This window comes from Acidithiobacillus concretivorus, from assembly GCF_018853445.1.
In the GTDB taxonomy this organism is placed as follows: domain Bacteria; phylum Pseudomonadota; class Gammaproteobacteria; order Acidithiobacillales; family Acidithiobacillaceae; genus Acidithiobacillus; species Acidithiobacillus concretivorus.
In genome coordinates, this window is sequence record NZ_JABELD010000123.1 from 1 (window position 1) to 17018 (window position 17018).

The 17018-nt window shown below is 54.0% G+C and carries 15 protein-coding genes; 10 read left to right on the top strand and 5 right to left on the bottom strand.

Annotated elements, in window-relative coordinates; all coding sequences use genetic code 11:
- From HJG40_RS13235 to tadA, 5 genes are all read right to left on the bottom strand, one after another.
- Positions 1–865, bottom strand: an 865-nt coding sequence (locus HJG40_RS13235; RefSeq protein WP_264317574.1) for a thiamine pyrophosphate-binding protein, incomplete at its 3' end; no start/stop codon positions are given.
- Positions 866–975: 110 nt separating this feature from the next.
- Complete coding sequence (locus HJG40_RS13240) at positions 976–2517, bottom strand: endonuclease MutS2 (RefSeq protein ID WP_215864631.1); 1542 nt, start codon at positions 2515–2517, stop codon at positions 976–978.
- A gap of 48 nt (positions 2518–2565) precedes the next feature.
- Positions 2566–3006: a hypothetical protein gene (locus HJG40_RS13245; RefSeq protein WP_215864632.1), complete on the bottom strand. Its 441-nt coding sequence runs from the start codon at positions 3004–3006 to the stop codon at positions 2566–2568.
- On the bottom strand, positions 3007–3438 hold the full coding sequence (locus HJG40_RS13250; RefSeq protein ID WP_215864633.1) for a secondary thiamine-phosphate synthase enzyme YjbQ: 432 nt from the start codon (positions 3436–3438) through the stop codon (positions 3007–3009).
- Positions 3435–3923 carry a tRNA adenosine(34) deaminase TadA gene (gene tadA, locus HJG40_RS13255; RefSeq protein WP_215864634.1) on the bottom strand — a complete coding sequence of 163 codons (489 nt, stop codon included), beginning with the start codon at positions 3921–3923 and terminating at the stop codon, positions 3435–3437. Before tadA ends, HJG40_RS13250 begins: the two co-directional genes overlap by 4 nt.
- Positions 3924–4128: 205 nt before the next feature.
- Between tadA and pilM the strand changes: the two genes are divergently transcribed.
- From pilM to gltB, 10 genes are all read left to right on the top strand, one after another.
- A complete protein-coding gene (gene pilM, locus HJG40_RS13260; RefSeq protein ID WP_215864635.1) occupies positions 4129–5193 on the top strand; it encodes a type IV pilus assembly protein PilM in 1065 nt (354 codons plus the stop codon).
- Entirely contained in the window at positions 5190–5783 is a 594-nt protein-coding gene (locus tag HJG40_RS13265) for a PilN domain-containing protein (protein ID WP_215864636.1), read from the top strand. The genes pilM and HJG40_RS13265 overlap by 4 nt, the downstream gene beginning before the upstream one ends.
- The gene (locus HJG40_RS13270; RefSeq protein ID WP_215864637.1) at positions 5780–6430 is read left to right on the top strand and encodes a type IV pilus inner membrane component PilO; all 651 of its coding nucleotides are present in this window, start codon (positions 5780–5782) and stop codon (positions 6428–6430) included. Before HJG40_RS13265 ends, HJG40_RS13270 begins: the two co-directional genes overlap by 4 nt.
- Positions 6427–6999 (top strand): pilus assembly protein PilP, encoded by a 573-nt coding sequence (locus HJG40_RS13275; RefSeq protein ID WP_215864638.1) that lies wholly within the window; start codon positions 6427–6429, stop codon positions 6997–6999. The genes HJG40_RS13270 and HJG40_RS13275 overlap by 4 nt, the downstream gene beginning before the upstream one ends.
- Positions 7000–7043: 44 nt before the next feature.
- Positions 7044–9380, top strand: coding sequence for a type IV pilus secretin PilQ (locus HJG40_RS13280; RefSeq protein WP_215864639.1), 2337 nt, complete (start codon positions 7044–7046; stop codon positions 9378–9380).
- The gene (locus tag HJG40_RS13285; RefSeq protein WP_215864640.1) at positions 9377–9898 is read left to right on the top strand and encodes a shikimate kinase; all 522 of its coding nucleotides are present in this window, start codon (positions 9377–9379) and stop codon (positions 9896–9898) included. The genes HJG40_RS13280 and HJG40_RS13285 overlap by 4 nt, the downstream gene beginning before the upstream one ends.
- 79 nt (positions 9899–9977) lie before the next feature.
- Complete coding sequence (gene aroB / locus HJG40_RS13290) at positions 9978–11069, top strand: 3-dehydroquinate synthase (protein ID WP_215864641.1); 1092 nt, start codon at positions 9978–9980, stop codon at positions 11067–11069.
- The gene (thyX, locus tag HJG40_RS13295) at positions 11066–11905 is read left to right on the top strand and encodes an FAD-dependent thymidylate synthase (protein ID WP_215864642.1); all 840 of its coding nucleotides are present in this window, start codon (positions 11066–11068) and stop codon (positions 11903–11905) included. Before aroB ends, thyX begins: the two co-directional genes overlap by 4 nt.
- A complete protein-coding gene (locus HJG40_RS13300) occupies positions 11886–13067 on the top strand; it encodes a deoxyguanosinetriphosphate triphosphohydrolase (protein WP_215864643.1) in 1182 nt (393 codons plus the stop codon). Before thyX ends, HJG40_RS13300 begins: the two co-directional genes overlap by 20 nt.
- 132 nt (positions 13068–13199) lie before the next feature.
- The coding region (gltB, locus tag HJG40_RS13305) for a glutamate synthase large subunit (protein WP_215864644.1) at positions 13200–17018 on the top strand (3819 nt) is incomplete at its 3' end.

Genomic DNA, 17018 nt, shown 5'->3' on the forward strand with positions numbered 1-17018 from the left:
CGTCACAATGCTGCACCGCCATGTTGGCTTCATAAGTGCCATGCATGCCTAACATGCCGACAAACTGGGGGTCAGAGGCGGGGTAAGCGCCCAAGCCCATCAGGGTATGGGTAATGGGCACATTCAGGCTCCGAACCAACTTACGGAGCTCTTCAGAAGCATTTCCCAATATCACCCCGCCACCGGTATAAAACATCGGACGCTGGGCACTGGCAATCATCTGCATGGCCTTGCGCACCTGCCCAGGGTGGCCCTTGACTGTCGGTTTGTAGGAACGCAAGGAAATCTTGTCCGGATAGTGGTAGGCAAACTTATGCGCTGTCACATCCTTGGGAATGTCCACCAGCACCGGACCGGGTCTGCCGGTTGCCGCCAGATAAAAAGCGGCCTTTAATGTGCTGGCCAGATCTTTGACGTCCTTGACGAGGAAATTGTGCTTGGTGCAAGGCCGGGTAATACCCACCGTATCCACTTCCTGAAAGGCATCATTACCAATCAGCGCAACGGGAACCTGTCCACTGATCACCACCAGCGGGACGGAGTCCATATAGGCCGTGGCAATTCCGGTAACGGCGTTGGTAGCCCCTGGACCACTGGTCACCAGCGCCACACCCACCTTGCCGGTCACCCGGGAATAGGCATCAGCCGCATGCACAGCCGCCTGCTCATGACGGACCAGCACATGCTTCACGGCTTCCTGCTTATCCAGGGCATCGTAAATGTAGAGAACCGCACCGCCGGGATAACCAAAAACGAATTCCACACCTTCATCACGCAGGGCGCGCACTACAATCTCGGCACCGGTCAAGGTTTCGGATTCAGTTTTTGGGCTCAGGCGCTCATGGGTGGTGGTCGGGGACGTCATCGTCGTACTCCTCAGGGAATAAAGTATCAGCGCAAAAAACTAGACAGTTTTCCCATGCAGGTCAAATAAAAATGCCTTGGCGTAGTTTGCCCGCCATCTATAGCCCGGCATCAGTAATGCTTATGTAAATTTTCCATGTAAGCGCGGGCCTTGGCGACCAGGTTTTCCGGCAGGCCGCGCTTGGCGGCAATCACCAGTCCCAGCGAACGGCCCGGCACGCCAATCTCCAGCTCATAGGTAGGCTCCAGCCGTTCATGATCAAAACGCATGGAGGCATTACGCAGGCAGGCATGACTTTCAGCAAAGGATTTGAGCGGGGTCAAATGGGTAGTCACCATGCCGCGCACTCCCCGTTCGGCCAGATGGTCCAGTACCGCCATGGCCAGGGCTGCGCCCTCTTCCGGGTCGGTACCAGTACCCAATTCATCCAGTAAAATCAGGGTATGATCATCGGCATCCGCAAGAAGACGTTTGAGCACTTCCACATGCCCGGAATAGGTGGAAAGCTGAAAAGCCACGCTTTGCGGATCCCCCATATCGACAAAAATCCGGGTGAAGTTACCGACCACAGCCCGCCCCGCCACTGGCACATGCAGACCACAATGGGCCATGACCGTCAGCAGTCCCACGGTTTTCAGGGAAACACTTTTCCCACCCGTATTGGGTCCCGTCACCACCAGAATCGGACAATCGGCATTAATATGTACTGTCAGAGGCTTGGGTTGCGGGCCGCGCTTTTCAGCGTAAGCCAGGATCAGTTGCGGGTGATAGGCCTCTTCCAGTATTAATATCGGTTCATCCACCATTTCTGCCGCCTTGGCCTGCAAATGCATGGATAATTGCGCACCGGCAATGGCCAGATCCAGCCAAGTCAGAGATTCCACCAAATGCTGCAGGGCACTGAGCCGTTCCCTGCCTTCATCACTGAGCGCACGCAGAATGGCCTGATTTTCCTGTTCAATACTCCCGGCAATTTTCTCCAGCCGATTATTGCTGGCCACCAGTTCCATAGGCTCTATCAGATAACCATGTCCGCCCGGACCAGTGCCCCGGCGCACGCCGCGAATTTGCTCTGTAGCGCCATCGGGCAGATGCACGCAGGCACGCTGCCCGGACCAGTGCAATTTGGCACCTGGAGCGCCCAGGTGTGACTGCATGGATTTCTGAATCTGATCGCGTTCGCTCTTGAGCTCGGCATGTAATTGGCGCAGCGCGGCATTACCGTCTTCACGAACACTGCCGTTGGGCATTAACACGGCGTCAATTTTAGGCAGAAGATCAGCGGCCGCATCCAGGCGTTCCGGCCCGGTCGGCAACAAGGTAGGACGCTTTTCAGCAAAAGGGCGTAATTCCTTGCCCACGCGCAACACCAGCGCCAGATTGCGGAAAGCGGTTCCTGCCAGTGCCGCACCAGGACTGGCAACCTGGCGGATAGCCGCCCGAATATCCGGTAATTCCGGCACCACAGGACCTTCCCCGGACTCCAGACCAAAGCGCGCCGCCGTAATGGCATCCTGCAACTGCCGGGCGACACCGACACTGGGGGCAGGCCCCAAATTACGGGCCGCATCGGCGCCAAAAGGCGTCGCACACAATTTTTCCAGTAATCGACGGATACCCTCGAATTCCAGGGGTTTCAGGTCGGCTTCCATGGGTTCTCCTCAGTTTGGAATTTTATCAAGAGTACAAAAGGCTACCGTCTAATGCCAATCCGCTGAAGCTTGAGTCAGTTCTCGCCACCAGCGTTTGCGGCCTTCCGGGACGATAAACGATCCGAGATCATCGGGTACCATGCGCGACAAAATCCAGCCGGGAGGAACCAGCTTGCCACTGCTGCCACAAGATGATCCGAGGTTGTTGGGATCATATATTTTAATGAGTTGTGGATGGTCAAAATCATCCACATACACAATACCCAAATATTTTTCGCGATGATCCTGGTGTAACAAGGCGCTGATGGCTGCCAGTTGCTGCCGAAACACGTCCGATTTCACCGGTTTTTCAGGATATTCCACCCCGACAAAATACACATACCAACCATCATCGGCCTGCGCATCCAGCGTTTCCACAAAAGTATCCCATCGTGACCAGTCCTTGATACCCCACAGCATCCCCTGATAAACCGCTGTAAATTCTGACATTCACAATTCTCCTGTTGCACCCTGAAAACTGAGCAATACCTGACGACTCAAAGGGCGGGTGCGATGTTCAAATAAAAAAACGCCCTGCCAGACCCCCAAAGCTGCGCGGCCTTCTCTGACCGGGATTACCAGACTATTTTGAGTTAATACACAACGCAAATGCGCAGACATATCATCTGGTCCTTCATTGCGATGATAAAAATGGGGATCATCATCGGGCACCAGCCGGGCAAAATAGCCGAGAATATCCCGCAACACGTCCGGATCGGCATTTTCCTGAATAATCAGACTGGCCGAAGTGTGGGGAACAAACACATTCACCAGCCCCTCCTCGGCACCAATGGTCTGTAACCAATCCTGGAGCTTTTCCGTCAGCTCATGCAGCCCCCGGCCACCGTGTTGAATTTTCCACTCCGCACTGAAATGCCTCATGCTTTACCCTTTTGTTGGGCGCGCCGCACCCGAAAAAAATCCCTCAATAAGGTTGCTGACTGTTCTGCCAACAGGCCACCCTCCGCCTGAATGCGATGATTAAAACGCGCGTCGTCCAGTAAACAATAAAGACTTTCTACAGCTCCCGCCTTGGGATCAGCTGCTCCGTAAACCACCCGGCTTACCCGGGCATGAAGCATGGCTCCTACACACATGACACAAGGCTCCAAAGTGACATAGAGCGTGGCCCCAGTCAGTCGATAATTTTCAGCCAGACGTGCTGCTGCACGCAATACCCGCATTTCTGCATGTGCGCTGGGATCGTGTTCGGCAATAGGTGCGTTGTGGGCTCCCGCCATGAATGCTCCATTCTGATTCACCAAAACGGCACCGACCGGCACCTCGCCGACAGCAGCCGACTGCGCTGCCAGATCCAGAGCCATACCCATCCAGTGTATATCAGAAATTTGCTGCTCTGCCGTCATCAAGGTTCCTGTTATTTGCCTGATTTATTGCTGCACCGGACACTACAAGTGTAATTATTTGTAGTCTCGCGCCTTGACAGAATCCGGAATGCTGCTAATTTCCAACGCAAGTTGCGAAAAAGATACTGGCCATGCATACGTTTCATCAACTCAATTTGCAAGGCAATGATTGTAACATTTGTCAGACCATAAAAAAGGAATAGACGTGCTAAGCATACCAAGTTCTCCTTTGCTGGGCCTGGATATCAGCTCTGATGCCGTAAAGCTCGTTTCGCTGGCCCAAAGCCGTGGAAAAATTCGGGTGGAGCACGCTGATTCCGAAACATTACCGCCAGGGGCTGTCAGTGATCGCGATATTCTGGATAGTGAAGCCGTTTCCCGCGCCCTGCGCACTATTCTCGAGCGTTCACGCATTCGCACCAAAGCTGTGGCTACTGCCCTTCCCGCCAATACCGCCATTGTCAAAGTCATTTCCCTGCCGGCTGATCTGGACGAAGTGGGTATTGAAGACCAGATCCGCTACGAAGGCAGCCAATACATTCCTTACAGTATTGATGCCGTGAATTTTGATTTTTCTGTTCTTGGTCCAGATGAAACACGCAAAGGCTTCAACCACGTTTTACTGGTTGCCAGCAAAAAAGAGGCCATTGAAGATCGCGCAGCCGTTCTCGAAGAAGCCGGCCTGAAACCGCAGATTGTCGATGTCAAACCGTTTGCCTTATGGTTACTCCATGAGCATCTGAATAGAGCAAATTCTAAAAACAGTAACTATGCTGGCAAAGGTATTGCTCTGGTAGAAATCGGCAGTATCACCACTAATATTTACGTCTTTCAGGATGGACATCCCGTATATTCCCGAGAACATAATTTTGGCCTGAGCCGACTGCTGGAAGAAATTCAGCGTCGCTACAATCTGGATAGTAACGATGCCCAGCGCATGGAGCGTTTTGGCGGACTCCCACCAGAATATGACAAAGAAGTGCTTCAGCCTTTTGCCCGCAATATGGCTCAGGAACTTTTTCGTTCTCTGGATTTCTTCCAGGCCAGCATGCCCGACGTACCCACGGCAGCCGTCCACCTTTTTGGGGTAGGTGCAAAAATTCCACAACTTGCCGACCAGTTACGGCAGTTGGTCAGTTTTCCGGTTTTGGTCCCCGATCCCTTTGCTGGCATGGAAATTTCACCCCAAATCAGCAGGCGCTTTATGGACGCTGACCGATCGTCTCTTGCCGTTGCCTGTGGCTTGGCTTTGCGGAGGGTTTCGGCATGATTCGCATCAACCTGCTTCCCTATCGCGAGGCGCGCCGTGCCAAACGCAGCCAGTTCCTGGCCGCCGCTCTCCTCGGCATTCTTTTGCTTGCAGCACTTTTTTATTACGGAATTTATAGTATTTTCAGTGCCCGTGTCGCCAGTGAACAGACCAAGGTCAACTACCTGCAGGGAGTAACCACGCAACTGGACACCAAAATCGCGTCCATTGCCGACCTCCGCAAAAAACGGGATGAATTACTCGCCAGAGAAGGCATCATCACCGATCTTCAGGATAAACGGGATATGGTCGTACAGGTTTTCAATACCTTGGCCGCAGAAACGCCCAATGGTGTTTTTCTGACCCATTTACAGCAATCCGGAAATTCCATGACCGTGAATGGCTATGCGGAAGACAATGATCAGGTAGCCGCTTTCATGCGTAACATTGATGCGTCCAAAATATTTACCGAGCCCCAGCTAAACATTATCAGCAAATCCAAACTGGGTTCCGAGGAAGTTGGACAATTTACTTTACAAATGAATATCCGCAAACCCACCGCAGCCGATAAAAGCGCTCAGACAGCGAGCACACAGGGGGTCCAGCCGTGACTTTCGACGAAATTCGCAATTTGCAGGTGGATGACATTATCCGCTGGCCGTTAAAAACCAAATTGATTGCCATTGCCATCATTATCGTCATTTTGGGCATTGTCGTCTGGTTTGAATTCATCTCCCCGGAAAACGACAAATACGATGCACTGCATACCCAGGAACAAAGTCTGAAAATCCAGATCAGGCAAAAGCAGTTGCTGGCGGCATCGTTACCGGCCTATCAAGCACAAATCAAGCAAATGAATGTGCGTTTTCAGAAGTTTCTGGAACAGCTTCCAAACCGGACACAAATTCCATCACTCCTGGATGATGTGACTTTGGCAGGACGCAGTCGTGGGCTTGATTTTGAATTATTTCAGCCTACTGGCGAAATCAACAAGAATTTTTACGCTGAAATTCCGGTGAAGCTGAAAGTGGTTGGTACCTATGATGACATTGGGCGCTTTGCTGCAGCCGTAGCCGCCATGCCCCGCATCGTCACCATCAGCGGTATCGATATTACCCGGGTTCCCGATACCGGTAGCACCCCTGCCGCCAAAGCCCTTGCTGCCCAGCAATTAGCCATGCAGTGTACGGCAACCACCTATCGGTATCTGGATAATGGAGACAAAACCAGCAATACCGAAGACGGGAGTAAGCCATGAAAACGAGCGGAGCGAGTTTCTATAAAAACACACGTCATATTCTGGCTATCAGCGTCACCCTCGCTTTACTGGCCGGCTGCTCGGATAGTGATGACTTAAGTCATCTGCGCAATTTTGTGGCCAATGGACCAAAAACCAACAATCATATTACGCCATTACCCAAAACCCCGGCTTATGAGCCTGTTGCCTATAACAATCCGACCAATCGTGATCCGTTTACCAGCTTCTCCGAAATGCTGTTGCGCAAGGAAGCGGCCAGCGAAGCCACCGGCCCCCACCCGGTTTCCCATGGACCCATGCAACCTCTCGAAAAATATTCGCTTTCCAGCCTGAGTGTATCAGGTATCATGCGCACCGCTGACGGGCAGTTATGGGCAGTCATTCAGGCACCAGACGCAAAAGTGTATCGCGCCACTTTGGGTAGCTACATCGGAACACATGACGGACGCATAACCGGCATTGACGACAGGATGGGCAAACAATCGGTCACCGTTGAGCAATATTTACCCAATGCTTTTGGTGGTTACAAAAAACAACAGACCGTTTTACACATGCAGAGTGGTAACTGAACATGACGAGCCTGACCCCGAAGAATACAGAGGAATACAAAAAGATGCGCACAGCCAACAATGCCCACCTTCCACTCAGTAGCCGTTATCCGCGCCTGCGTCCCTTAACCGGTGCCATTTTAGCGGCGGCACTCAGCCTGAGCTCTGGGGCAGCCTGGGCGGAGAGTCTCATCAGCAGCATCACGCCCAGCCCGGATCAGCATGGTACCGCTTTCATCATTCATAGCGATTCGCGCCCTGCCTATGATGTCAACACCCTTAACGGTGGATATCGGGTTCAAATCGATTTCACCAATGCGCACTTTCTGCCCTCTGTGGGCACCGTCATGGGTAGCGGAGCGGTACAAAATGTACTGACCGAAAATCAGGGACATAATGCCCGGCTGGATCTGCTTCTGAAATCTCCCCAGGCCGTCATGATAGAACCTACGGTTGGCGGTTATCGCCTGGCGTTTGTCGACAGCACTGCACCTGCAGCAGCCCCTGCCCCGGCGGCAAGCTCAAGCGCAACAGCGGTATCCAGCCCCGCTGCAGTGATGGCAAGCCCCGCAGCAGTCCCTGCTCCGGTCATGACCTACGGGACTGAAATCAATGGTCTGAATTTCAAGCGAGGCAAACAGGGTGGCGGTATTCTGGATTTGTCCATTACCGGACCGCAACCAGAAATGAATGTTACCCGGGAAGATGGCAAACTGGTGGTTGAACTCAAAAACACGACCCTGCCCGCCAGCTACACCCATCGCTTTGGGGTGACCCAGTTTGGCACTCCGGTACAGTTTGTGGATAGTTATCCTATTGGCCGGAATACCCGCCTGGTATTTGCCATTCATGGGCCCTATGAATACTCAGCTTATCAACTGGGTCAGCAGACCATGATTGATGTGCATCCCAAGACCGAAAGTGCCGTTCAGAACCCCAAGGACAGCGCCCGTCTGAGCATGGATTTCCAGAACATCAGCGTACGTGATGCCCTGCAGGTTATTGCCGACTTCACCCACCAGAATATTGTGGTTTCCAATAATGTGACGGGCAGCCTTTCCATCCGTCTGAAAAATGAACCCTGGGAACAGGCCTTCAAGGTCATTCTCGAATCTCAGGGATTGGCTGTAAAACATATCGGCAATATTCTCTGGGTGGCCCCCGCCAATCAGATTAGCAGTCAGGAAGAGGCGGAACTTAAAGCCGATGCCAGCAAGCGCAAGCTGGAACCTTTGGAAACCCAGCTCATTCAGATCAAGTACGCCAAGGCCTCGAGCATTGCTTCACTGCTGGAAGGGTTTGACCAGAACAAGCAACCTGGTGCCCCTGACGATCAGATGAGCAGCTATCAACAACAATCTCTGGCCAACGCCCTAGGACTGCCAAAATCCAGCATTATCGGTAACTCCCTGCTTGGCCCACGCGGGTCCGTGGCCGTAGTAACCCGAACCAATAGCCTGCTGGTCCGGGATACCCCACGAGACATTGAAAATATCAAAAAACTGATTGCCAAAATCGACAAGCCCGTACCGCAGGTCCTGATTGAGGCGCGCATTGTCCAGATAACCACCAGTGCGGCACATTCTTTGGGCGTCAACTGGGGCGGCACCTATACCTCTAACGGTGCGGGTGGCGTCGTCAATCTTTCCGGAACCGGAGCCACTGGCACAACGGCAACCCAGGGCGGTGCATATCCCATCCAGGGCAGCAGTAGTTCCAGTTCTACGACCGGCACGGGCTTCACCGTACCCGCCCTCGCCAATCTGGCAGCTTCCAATGCCGGTACAGCTTTGGCCAGTGCTAGCCCGGCTTCTTTGGGCTTTGCCCTGGGAACGGCTGCAGGTAATCGTATTCTCAACCTGCAATTGCAGGCTCTGCAGGTAAATAATCGCGCCAAAATCATCTCCAGTCCGAAAGTCATGACTGAGGATAATGAAAAGGCAGTCATTTCTCAGGGTCAGGAAATCCCCTACCAGCAGTCCACCAGCAGTGGCGCCACTTCGGTATCTTTCAAAAAAGCCGAGTTGAGTCTGGATGTGACGCCGCACATTTCACCCAACGGCAAAATCACCCTGGATGTGGACGCCAAAAACAATCAGCCCAACTACGCCGATGCCTTGCCTTCCGGTATTCCTATCACCACCCAGGAAGTCAAAACCAAATTACTGGTCAACAATGGACAGACCATTGTTATTGGCGGTATTTATACGGACACCACCAATCACAACCAGACAGGCATTCCTCTATTGAAAGATATTCCGCTGCTGGGCTGGCTCTTCAAAAGTAACGTTGACAGTGTCGCCAAAACCGAACTACTGGTGTTCATCACCCCCAAAGTCGTGGGTGGTGACGCCCAGAACGGCCTCGCGGGTGCTGACGGCGATAGCAATCTCGGACAATGACCGGAACAGTTATACTGATCGGGCCGATGGGCTCGGGCAAATCGACCATTGGGCGGCTTCTGGCCGCCCGTTTACGTATTCCCTATGTTGATAGTGACCAACTGATTGTCGCCCAAACGGGCGTGGACATACCCACTATTTTTGAAATTGAGGGAGAACCCGGCTTTCGCGAGCGCGAAGCAAAAGTCATTGCCGATCTGGCCGTGCACAATCAGGATATGGTCCTTGCCACGGGCGGCGGTGCCATTCTCGACCCCCACAACCGCGCCCATCTGCGCCAGATGGGTCAGGTGATTTATCTGGATGTCAGCGTAGAAGAACAATTAAAAAGGATACGCCACGACCGTAACCGCCCTTTGCTGCAAACATCAGATCAGGAAAGTCGCCTGCGCAGCCTCGCTCAGCAAAGAAGCAGCCTTTATCAGCAGACAGCCCATTGGCGGGTGAGTGGTGATGGCCTCCGCTCAGATCAGGTATTACGACGGATTTTAAGATATTTACACGCACAAACAGGTTAAATGAGGGTGCCCCTCTTGCCTGCAGGCCCAAGAAACTCAACAATGGAAGGGTAAACCCGCCCACAAGAGCTCAGATTATATGCAAAGTCTTCGTGTAGAACTTGGTCAGCGCAGCTACTCCATCCATATTGGCAGCGGCATTATCAGCGACTCAACCCTTTTCGCTCCGGTTTTGGGTAAGGGACCAGTCGCCATCATTACCGACACAAATGTCGCGCCTCTCTACCTGAAGGCCCTGCAAAACACCCTGAATGCCCTGCACAAGGATTCACTGGTGATTACCCTGCCAGCGGGCGAAGAAAGCAAATCCCTCGACAATATCCAGATCATTACCGGGCATCTACTCAGCGCCGGTTATGGCCGCGACTGCACTCTCTGCGCACTCGGCGGTGGAGTAGTGGGTGATATCACCGGCTTTGCTGCTGCCGTTTATCAACGCGGCGTTGCCTGCGTGCAAATTCCCACCACCCTGCTGGCCATGGTGGATTCTTCCGTCGGTGGAAAAACCGGCGTCAATCATCCCTTGGGCAAAAACATGATCGGTGCGTTTTATCAGCCCCGTACGGTCATCGTCGATACAAACACCCTCGACAGCCTGCCAGAACGGGAGTTTCGTTCAGGTCTTGCCGAAGTGATCAAATATGGGCTGATTAACGATCCCGGTTTTTTTTCCTGGCTGGAAGATAACCTGGATGCTGTACTCGCCCGCGACACCGAAGCCCTGGCAAAAATCATCAAAACCTCCTGCCGGGACAAGGCCGATGTGGTCGCCAGGGACGAACTGGAAGGGGGGCTGCGCGCCATTTTGAATTTTGGTCACACTTTTGGCCATGCCATTGAAGCAGCCAGTGGTTACGGACATTATCTGCATGGCGAAGCCGTAGCTATCGGGATGGTCATGGCCGCTGATCTGTCCCGTCGCCTGGATCTGCTGCGGGAAAGCGAACAAAATCGCATTTTCAAATGGATCAAGGCAGCGGGACTCCCCACTCTGGCCCCGCGTCTGGAAACTTCCGTCTATCTGGATTTCATGAAGGTCGATAAAAAAGCGGAAGGCGGTCAAATCCGTTTCATTCTTCTCAATAGCATTGGCAACGCCCTGGTTACCGGCGATGTGCCGCCTGCGGCCATTATCCAGACCCTACAGGCTTTTATGGAGCGTAGCGCATGAACGAAATCAACAAGGCCACTGCAGAATTGCAGGCAGAAATGGAACAGCGCATGGCCATCAACCCCGAGGGAACCCGGCGTATTGGTAATTTTGGCTTTATTGAACTGGAAGAAAGCTGGGGAGATGAAGCCACCATCATCAATACCGCCCGCATCAGTACGACCAATCAACGCCTGAAAAATGGTCATGACTTTAACGAGCGCGATCGCAATCTGCTCTACCAGTTGCTCCGCGATCAGCATGGCACCCCCTTCGAAACCATCTACTTCCGTTTTCGCTTTATTGCGCCCATTTTTGTGCTTCGCCAATGGGTCAAACACCGGGTTTCCAGTTGGAATGAATTTTCCATGCGTTACCGCAAGCCCATCTCTGTTGCCTATATTCCCGATGAGGCAGCACGCACGGTAGATGGTTACGCCGTTTTGGACGATACGGTGATGGCCGAATACGAAGCCCTGATGGGTCAACTTTTCCAGTGGTATGAAACCCAGTACAGCGCCGCCTGCACGCGCATTGATCAGGCCCGCGAATCCGGCGAACTGGCGCCCAAGGAAGGGGGTCGTGACCCTTATCGGGGCCGTGCCCGGGAGCTTCTTCGCAACGTCATGCCGGTTGCTGCCTACTCGGATGTATATTGGACCATCAACTTTCGTAGCCTCATGAATTTTTTCAAATTGCGACGTAAAAAAGATGCCCAATATGAAATTCGCGAATATGCAGATGCGGCCTATGCGCTTTTTGCCGCCCGCCTGCCATTGCTGGCAGAAACCATGCAGCGGGTCATCGACGAGTCGGAACAATCCCCATCCGAGGAGCATGCTGGTCGTGCAGGATAAACAAGGCAGCACTTTTCAGGGTATGCTGGCACCCTACGCCGCCCGTGCCGAAAGCAGCTTAGGCCGCAAACATACGGAAACGCCGCCGGAAAGCCGCAGCCCTTTTCAGCGTGACCGCGACCGGGTGATTCATTCCAGTGCTTTTCGCCGTCTGGAGTATAAAACCCAGGTATTCGTCAATCATGAGGGTGATTTGTATCGTACTCGCCTCACCCACACGCTCGAAGTCGCGCAGGTTGGGCGTGCCATTGCCCGGCAGTTGGGTCTGGATGAAGATTTGGTAGAAGCCATCGCCCTGGCCCATGATCTCGGCCATACCCCCTTTGGTCACGCGGGACAGGATGCCCTGCAGGAATGCATGAGCGATCTCGGTGGCTTCGAGCATAATATTCAGTCCCTACGGATTGTGGACCGTCTTGAAGTCCGTTATGGAGATTTCCCTGGTCTGAACCTGAGTTTTGAGACCCGGGAAGGCATTCTCAAACATTGCGCCAAAAGCAAAGCCGCCGACCTGGGCGATGTGGGCGAGCGTTTTCTGCGCGGTACCCAACCTTCCCTGGAAGCGCAAATTACCAATCTGGCCGATGAAATCGCCTACAATAATCACGATATTGACGATGGCCTGCGCGCGGGCCTGCTCGATCTCCAAGAACTGTGCAGCAACCATTTGTACGGCTCCATATATGCTGAAGTCCAAACCCATTACCCGGATGCTTCCGTGACCATTCTCCGTCACGAAACCGGAAGACGCCTGATCAATCTGCTGATTAATGACCTGGTCGCGGAAACGCGACGGCGCATCCAGAGCGGTCATATCACCAGCATTGCCGAGGTCCGGGCCAGTACTCAGCCACTAGCGGCACACAGTCCGGAAATCGCTGGCCAAATCAAGTCGCTGAAAAGCTTTCTGTTTCATCGTATGTATCGGCACCCCCGGGTCCATCGCCAGGCGGAAAAAGCCAAACGCCTGGTGCGCCGACTTTTTCACACCCTGCGCGAAGATCCCCGCCTGCTTCCGTTAAAATATCAGGCCCGCATTCAGGCCACGGATCAGCAGGAAAAAAGCAAGGCCCGCATAGTCGCCGATTACATTGCCGGCATGACGGACCGCTTCGCCATTGCTGAATATGACCGCCTTTTTGATCCCCATGGTGAAGCCTAAAGCGCCATCAGCCCTGCCAAAGTGACAATATGCCATCATTCGACCTCTTGGACCTCGTCCATAAGCCCGCTATAATGTCCAGCCCTGCTTTGCAGTTCAGCGACAGGGTGACGGAACGGACCAGGTGACCTAATGACGCAAAGCTTATACTCCTCCGACTTTGAAAGAGACTCCTGCGGCTTCGGGCTGATTGCCCAGATGGATAATCAGGCCAGCCATACTATTGTCGCCACGGCCATTGCCTCACTGGCCCGTCTGACCCATCGCGGTGCAGTGGCTGCTGATGGCAAAAGTGGCGACGGCTGCGGCCTGCTGGTCCAGATGCCACGTGCTTTCTTCCACAGCATTGCGGCTGAAATGGGTATTGAGCTCCCTGAACATTTTGGTGTGGGTCAATTTTTCCTGCCCCAGGACGCCGTCTCTGCCCGGAGTATTCGTGATACTTTAGATGCAGAAGCCCAGGATCTCGGCCTGAGCAGTATTGCCTGGCGGCAGGTTCCCACCGACAACTCAGCTTGCGGAGAAGAAGCCCTGAGCAGCCTGCCTGCCGTCTGGCAGGTATTTGTGGGTCTGCCTGCAGAACAGGACGTAGATACGCATGAGCGGCTTTTGTATCGCCTGCGTCGCCGGGTAGAAAAGCGTTTCGTCGCAAATTCAGAATTTTTTGCTGTCACCTGTTCTTCTCAGGTAATCGGCTATAAGGGCTTAGTCCTTCCAGAAAATCTTCCCATATTTTATCCCGACCTGCGCGACTCACGCTTTAGCTCGGCACTGGTCACCTATCATCAGCGCTTTTCCACCAACACCTGGCCAGAGTGGCGTCTTTGCCAGCCTTTCCGGATTCTCGCTCATAATGGCGAATTGAATACGGTGCAGGGTAATCGCCTCTGGGCCAAGGCCCGGGAAGCACAATTGCAAAGTGACCTGTTGCCCATGGCTGAGGTGCTTCCCGCCGTCGGCGGTGGCAGCGATTCCTTCAGTCTCGACAATATGCTGGAGCTGCTGGTGCAAGGTGGCATGGATTTCTTTAAAGCCATCCGTCTGCTCGTACCTCCGGCCTGGCACAATGTTCCGCATATGGAACCGGCGCTACGGGCTTTTTATGAATATCACTCCATGCGCATGGAAGCCTGGGATGGCCCCGCCGGTCTGGTTCTGAACACCGGCCGCATCGCCGCCTGTGCCCTCGATCGCAATGGTTTAAGGCCCGCGCGTTATGTCATCACCAAAGACCGCATCATCAACATTGCTTCGGAAGTAGGCGTTTTCGACTACCAACATCAGGATATTGCCGTGCAGGGACGGGTCGGACCCGGTCAACTGGTTGCGGTGGATATGGCTACCGGACGCTTCCTCGACTCGGAAAGCATTGATACCGAAATTATGAACAGCCACCCCTATCGGGAATGGCTGGATGAATATGCAGAGCATCTGCATCGCGACGACAATGATCTGACTCCGGCCCTGCCCGTTGCCGATCTGTTGCTCAGCGAAAAGGCCTTTGGCGTGAGCTTTGAAGAAGAAGATCAGGTCATCCGCATTCTCGCCGAAGGCGCTCAGGAGGCGGTAGGCTCCATGGGCGACGACACCCCGATGGCCGTACTGTCCGGGCAAAAACGCCACATTGCCGATTATTTCCGGCAGCAATTTGCGCAGGTCACCAATCCACCCATTGATCCCCTGCGTGAAGCCCTGGTAATGTCCCTGAATACGGTGATCGGCAGCGAAAGCAATCTGTTCGCAGAGCGTCCCGAATATGCCCGCCGCATCGAAATTCATTCACCGATTCTTTCCGACAGTACCTTTGTTGCTTTGACCAGTCGTGAAGAACCGGCATTTCGCAGCCAGACTTTCAGTCTTTGCTATTCCGCCGCCGACAGCAACCTGGGTGGGGCTATTGAAGCGCTCTGTGAAGAAGTCATTAGCGCCGTCCGCCATGATGCCGTCATTGTCGTGCTATCCGATCATGCCCTGGAGCGGGATCGCCTTTACATTCCGGCGCTCATGGCAGTAGGTGCGGTTCATCATGCACTCATTGATGCAGGCTTACGGACCCGAGCCAACATTGTTGTTGCTACGGCGCATACCCGCGATCCCCATCAGTTTGCCACCCTGATTGGCTATGGTGCGACGGCCGTCTATCCTTACCTCAGCTATGCCATTGTCCGCAGCCTCAGCGAACGGCACGCCTTCAGTCAGCCCCTGACCCTGGCCAAGGCCCTGGAAAATTATCGCAAGGGCATCGACAAGGGGCTCTACAAAATCCTCTCGAAAATGGGCATATCCACCCTCGCCTCGTATCGCAGTACCCAGCTTTTTGAAGCCCTGGGTCTGGATGAACTGGTGGTGGAGCGCTGCTTCAAGGGTACCGTCAGCCGGATCGCCGGGGCCAGCTTTGAACTGCTCGAAGCCGATATTCGCCAGCAGGTGCGCGATGCCTATATTCCCAGAAAAACCCTGCCCGTCGGTGGCTTACTGAAATATGTCAATGGGGGTGAGTATCACGCCTACCATCCCGATGTCGTCCAGAGCCTGCAAACAGCCGTCAAATCTGGACGCTATGAGGATTACCAGGTGTTTTCAGGATTGGTCAATGAACGTCCGGTCACCAACTTGCGGGATTTGCTGCAACTGAAAACCGCTGCGCAACCCATCCCCCTCAGCGAAGTGGAACCTATCGAATCCATTACCCCGCGTTTTGATACGGCAGCCATGTCCCTGGGAGCCCTGTCGCCGGAAGCCCACGAAGCCCTGGCCATTGCCATGAACAGCATTGGTGGACGCTCCAACTCGGGTGAAGGCGGCGAAGACCCAGCCCGATACCACAACAACAAAGTCAGCAAAATCAAGCAGATTGCTTCCGGGCGCTTTGGCGTGACGCCAGAATACGCGGTCAATGCCGAAGAATTGCAGATCAAGGTTGCCCAGGGAGCCAAACCCGGTGAAGGGGGTCAACTGCCCGGTCACAAAGTCAGTGGCATCATTGCCCGTTTGCGTTATGCCAAGGAAGGCGTGGCCCTGATCAGCCCCCCGCCCCACCACGACATTTACTCCATTGAAGATCTGGCTCAGCTCATTTTTGATCTGAAGCAAATCAACCCTCAGGCTTATGTATCCGTCAAACTGGTTTCCGAGGCTGGCGTCGGCACCATTGCGGCGGGCGTGGCCAAGGCCTATGCCGATCGCATCACCATTGCCGGTTATGATGGCGGCACCGGCGCCAGCCCGCTGACCTCGGTCAAATATGCCGGGTCGCCCTGGGAACTGGGACTCGCCGAAACCCAGGTCACCCTGCGTCGCAACCAGTTGCGGCATCGGGTACGTCTGCAGGCTGATGGTGGCTTTAAAACCGGTCTGGATGTCATCAAAGGCGCGTTACTGGGTGCTGAAAGCTTTGGTTTCGGCACTGCGCCAATGATTGCCCTGGGCTGTAAATACCTGCGTATTTGCCATCTCAACAACTGCGCTACCGGCATTGCCACCCAAGATGAAACCCTGCGTAAGCACTTCACCGGTCTGCCGGAAATGGCCATCAATTACTTCCGCTTTGTGGCCGAAGAAGCCCGTCAGATCATGGCGCAGTTGGGCATCCGCCGCTTTGATGAACTGATTGGTGCCAGCCAGTTGCTGGAAATTGGTGGAGCCCAGACCGAAAAACAGGAACGTCTGAATTTGTTGCCACTGCTCGCCAATGCCGAGCTGCGCAATGCGGATGTCAACTTCCACACCCAGGACCGGAATCCGCCCTTTGATCAGGGCGAACTGGCCGAACAGATGGTCAAGGATGCCCGTCCGGCACTGGAAGAAAAAATTCCCACCCGTTTGCACTATCCAATCCGCAACGTCAATCGCTCCATTGGTGCCCGCCTGTCCGGAGAAATCGCCCGCCGTTACGGTAATAGCGGCCTGCCTGATGACAGCATTCATGTGGAACTGACGGGCACGGCGGGG

What these genes read in the sequence shown, in the direction of transcription:
- thyX (WP_215864642.1), top strand. Translation starts at nt 11,066, where the DNA reads ATGAACGAAATCAACAAGGCCACTGCAGAATTGCAGGCAGAAATGGAA.
- HJG40_RS13265 (WP_215864636.1), top strand. Translation starts at nt 5,190, where the DNA reads ATGATTCGCATCAACCTGCTTCCCTATCGCGAGGCGCGCCGTGCCAAA.
- HJG40_RS13275 (WP_215864638.1), top strand. Translation starts at nt 6,427, where the DNA reads ATGAAAACGAGCGGAGCGAGTTTCTATAAAAACACACGTCATATTCTG.
- tadA (WP_215864634.1), bottom strand. Translation starts at nt 3,923, where the DNA reads ATGACGGCAGAGCAGCAAATTTCTGATATACACTGGATGGGTATGGCT.
- aroB (WP_215864641.1), top strand. Translation starts at nt 9,978, where the DNA reads ATGCAAAGTCTTCGTGTAGAACTTGGTCAGCGCAGCTACTCCATCCAT.
- HJG40_RS13285 (WP_215864640.1), top strand. Translation starts at nt 9,377, where the DNA reads ATGACCGGAACAGTTATACTGATCGGGCCGATGGGCTCGGGCAAATCG.
- HJG40_RS13300 (WP_215864643.1), top strand. Translation starts at nt 11,886, where the DNA reads ATGCTGGTCGTGCAGGATAAACAAGGCAGCACTTTTCAGGGTATGCTG.
- HJG40_RS13280 (WP_215864639.1), top strand. Translation starts at nt 7,044, where the DNA reads ATGCGCACAGCCAACAATGCCCACCTTCCACTCAGTAGCCGTTATCCG.
- HJG40_RS13240 (WP_215864631.1), bottom strand. Translation starts at nt 2,517, where the DNA reads ATGGAAGCCGACCTGAAACCCCTGGAATTCGAGGGTATCCGTCGATTA.
- HJG40_RS13245 (WP_215864632.1), bottom strand. Translation starts at nt 3,006, where the DNA reads ATGTCAGAATTTACAGCGGTTTATCAGGGGATGCTGTGGGGTATCAAG.
- HJG40_RS13250 (WP_215864633.1), bottom strand. Translation starts at nt 3,438, where the DNA reads ATGAGGCATTTCAGTGCGGAGTGGAAAATTCAACACGGTGGCCGGGGG.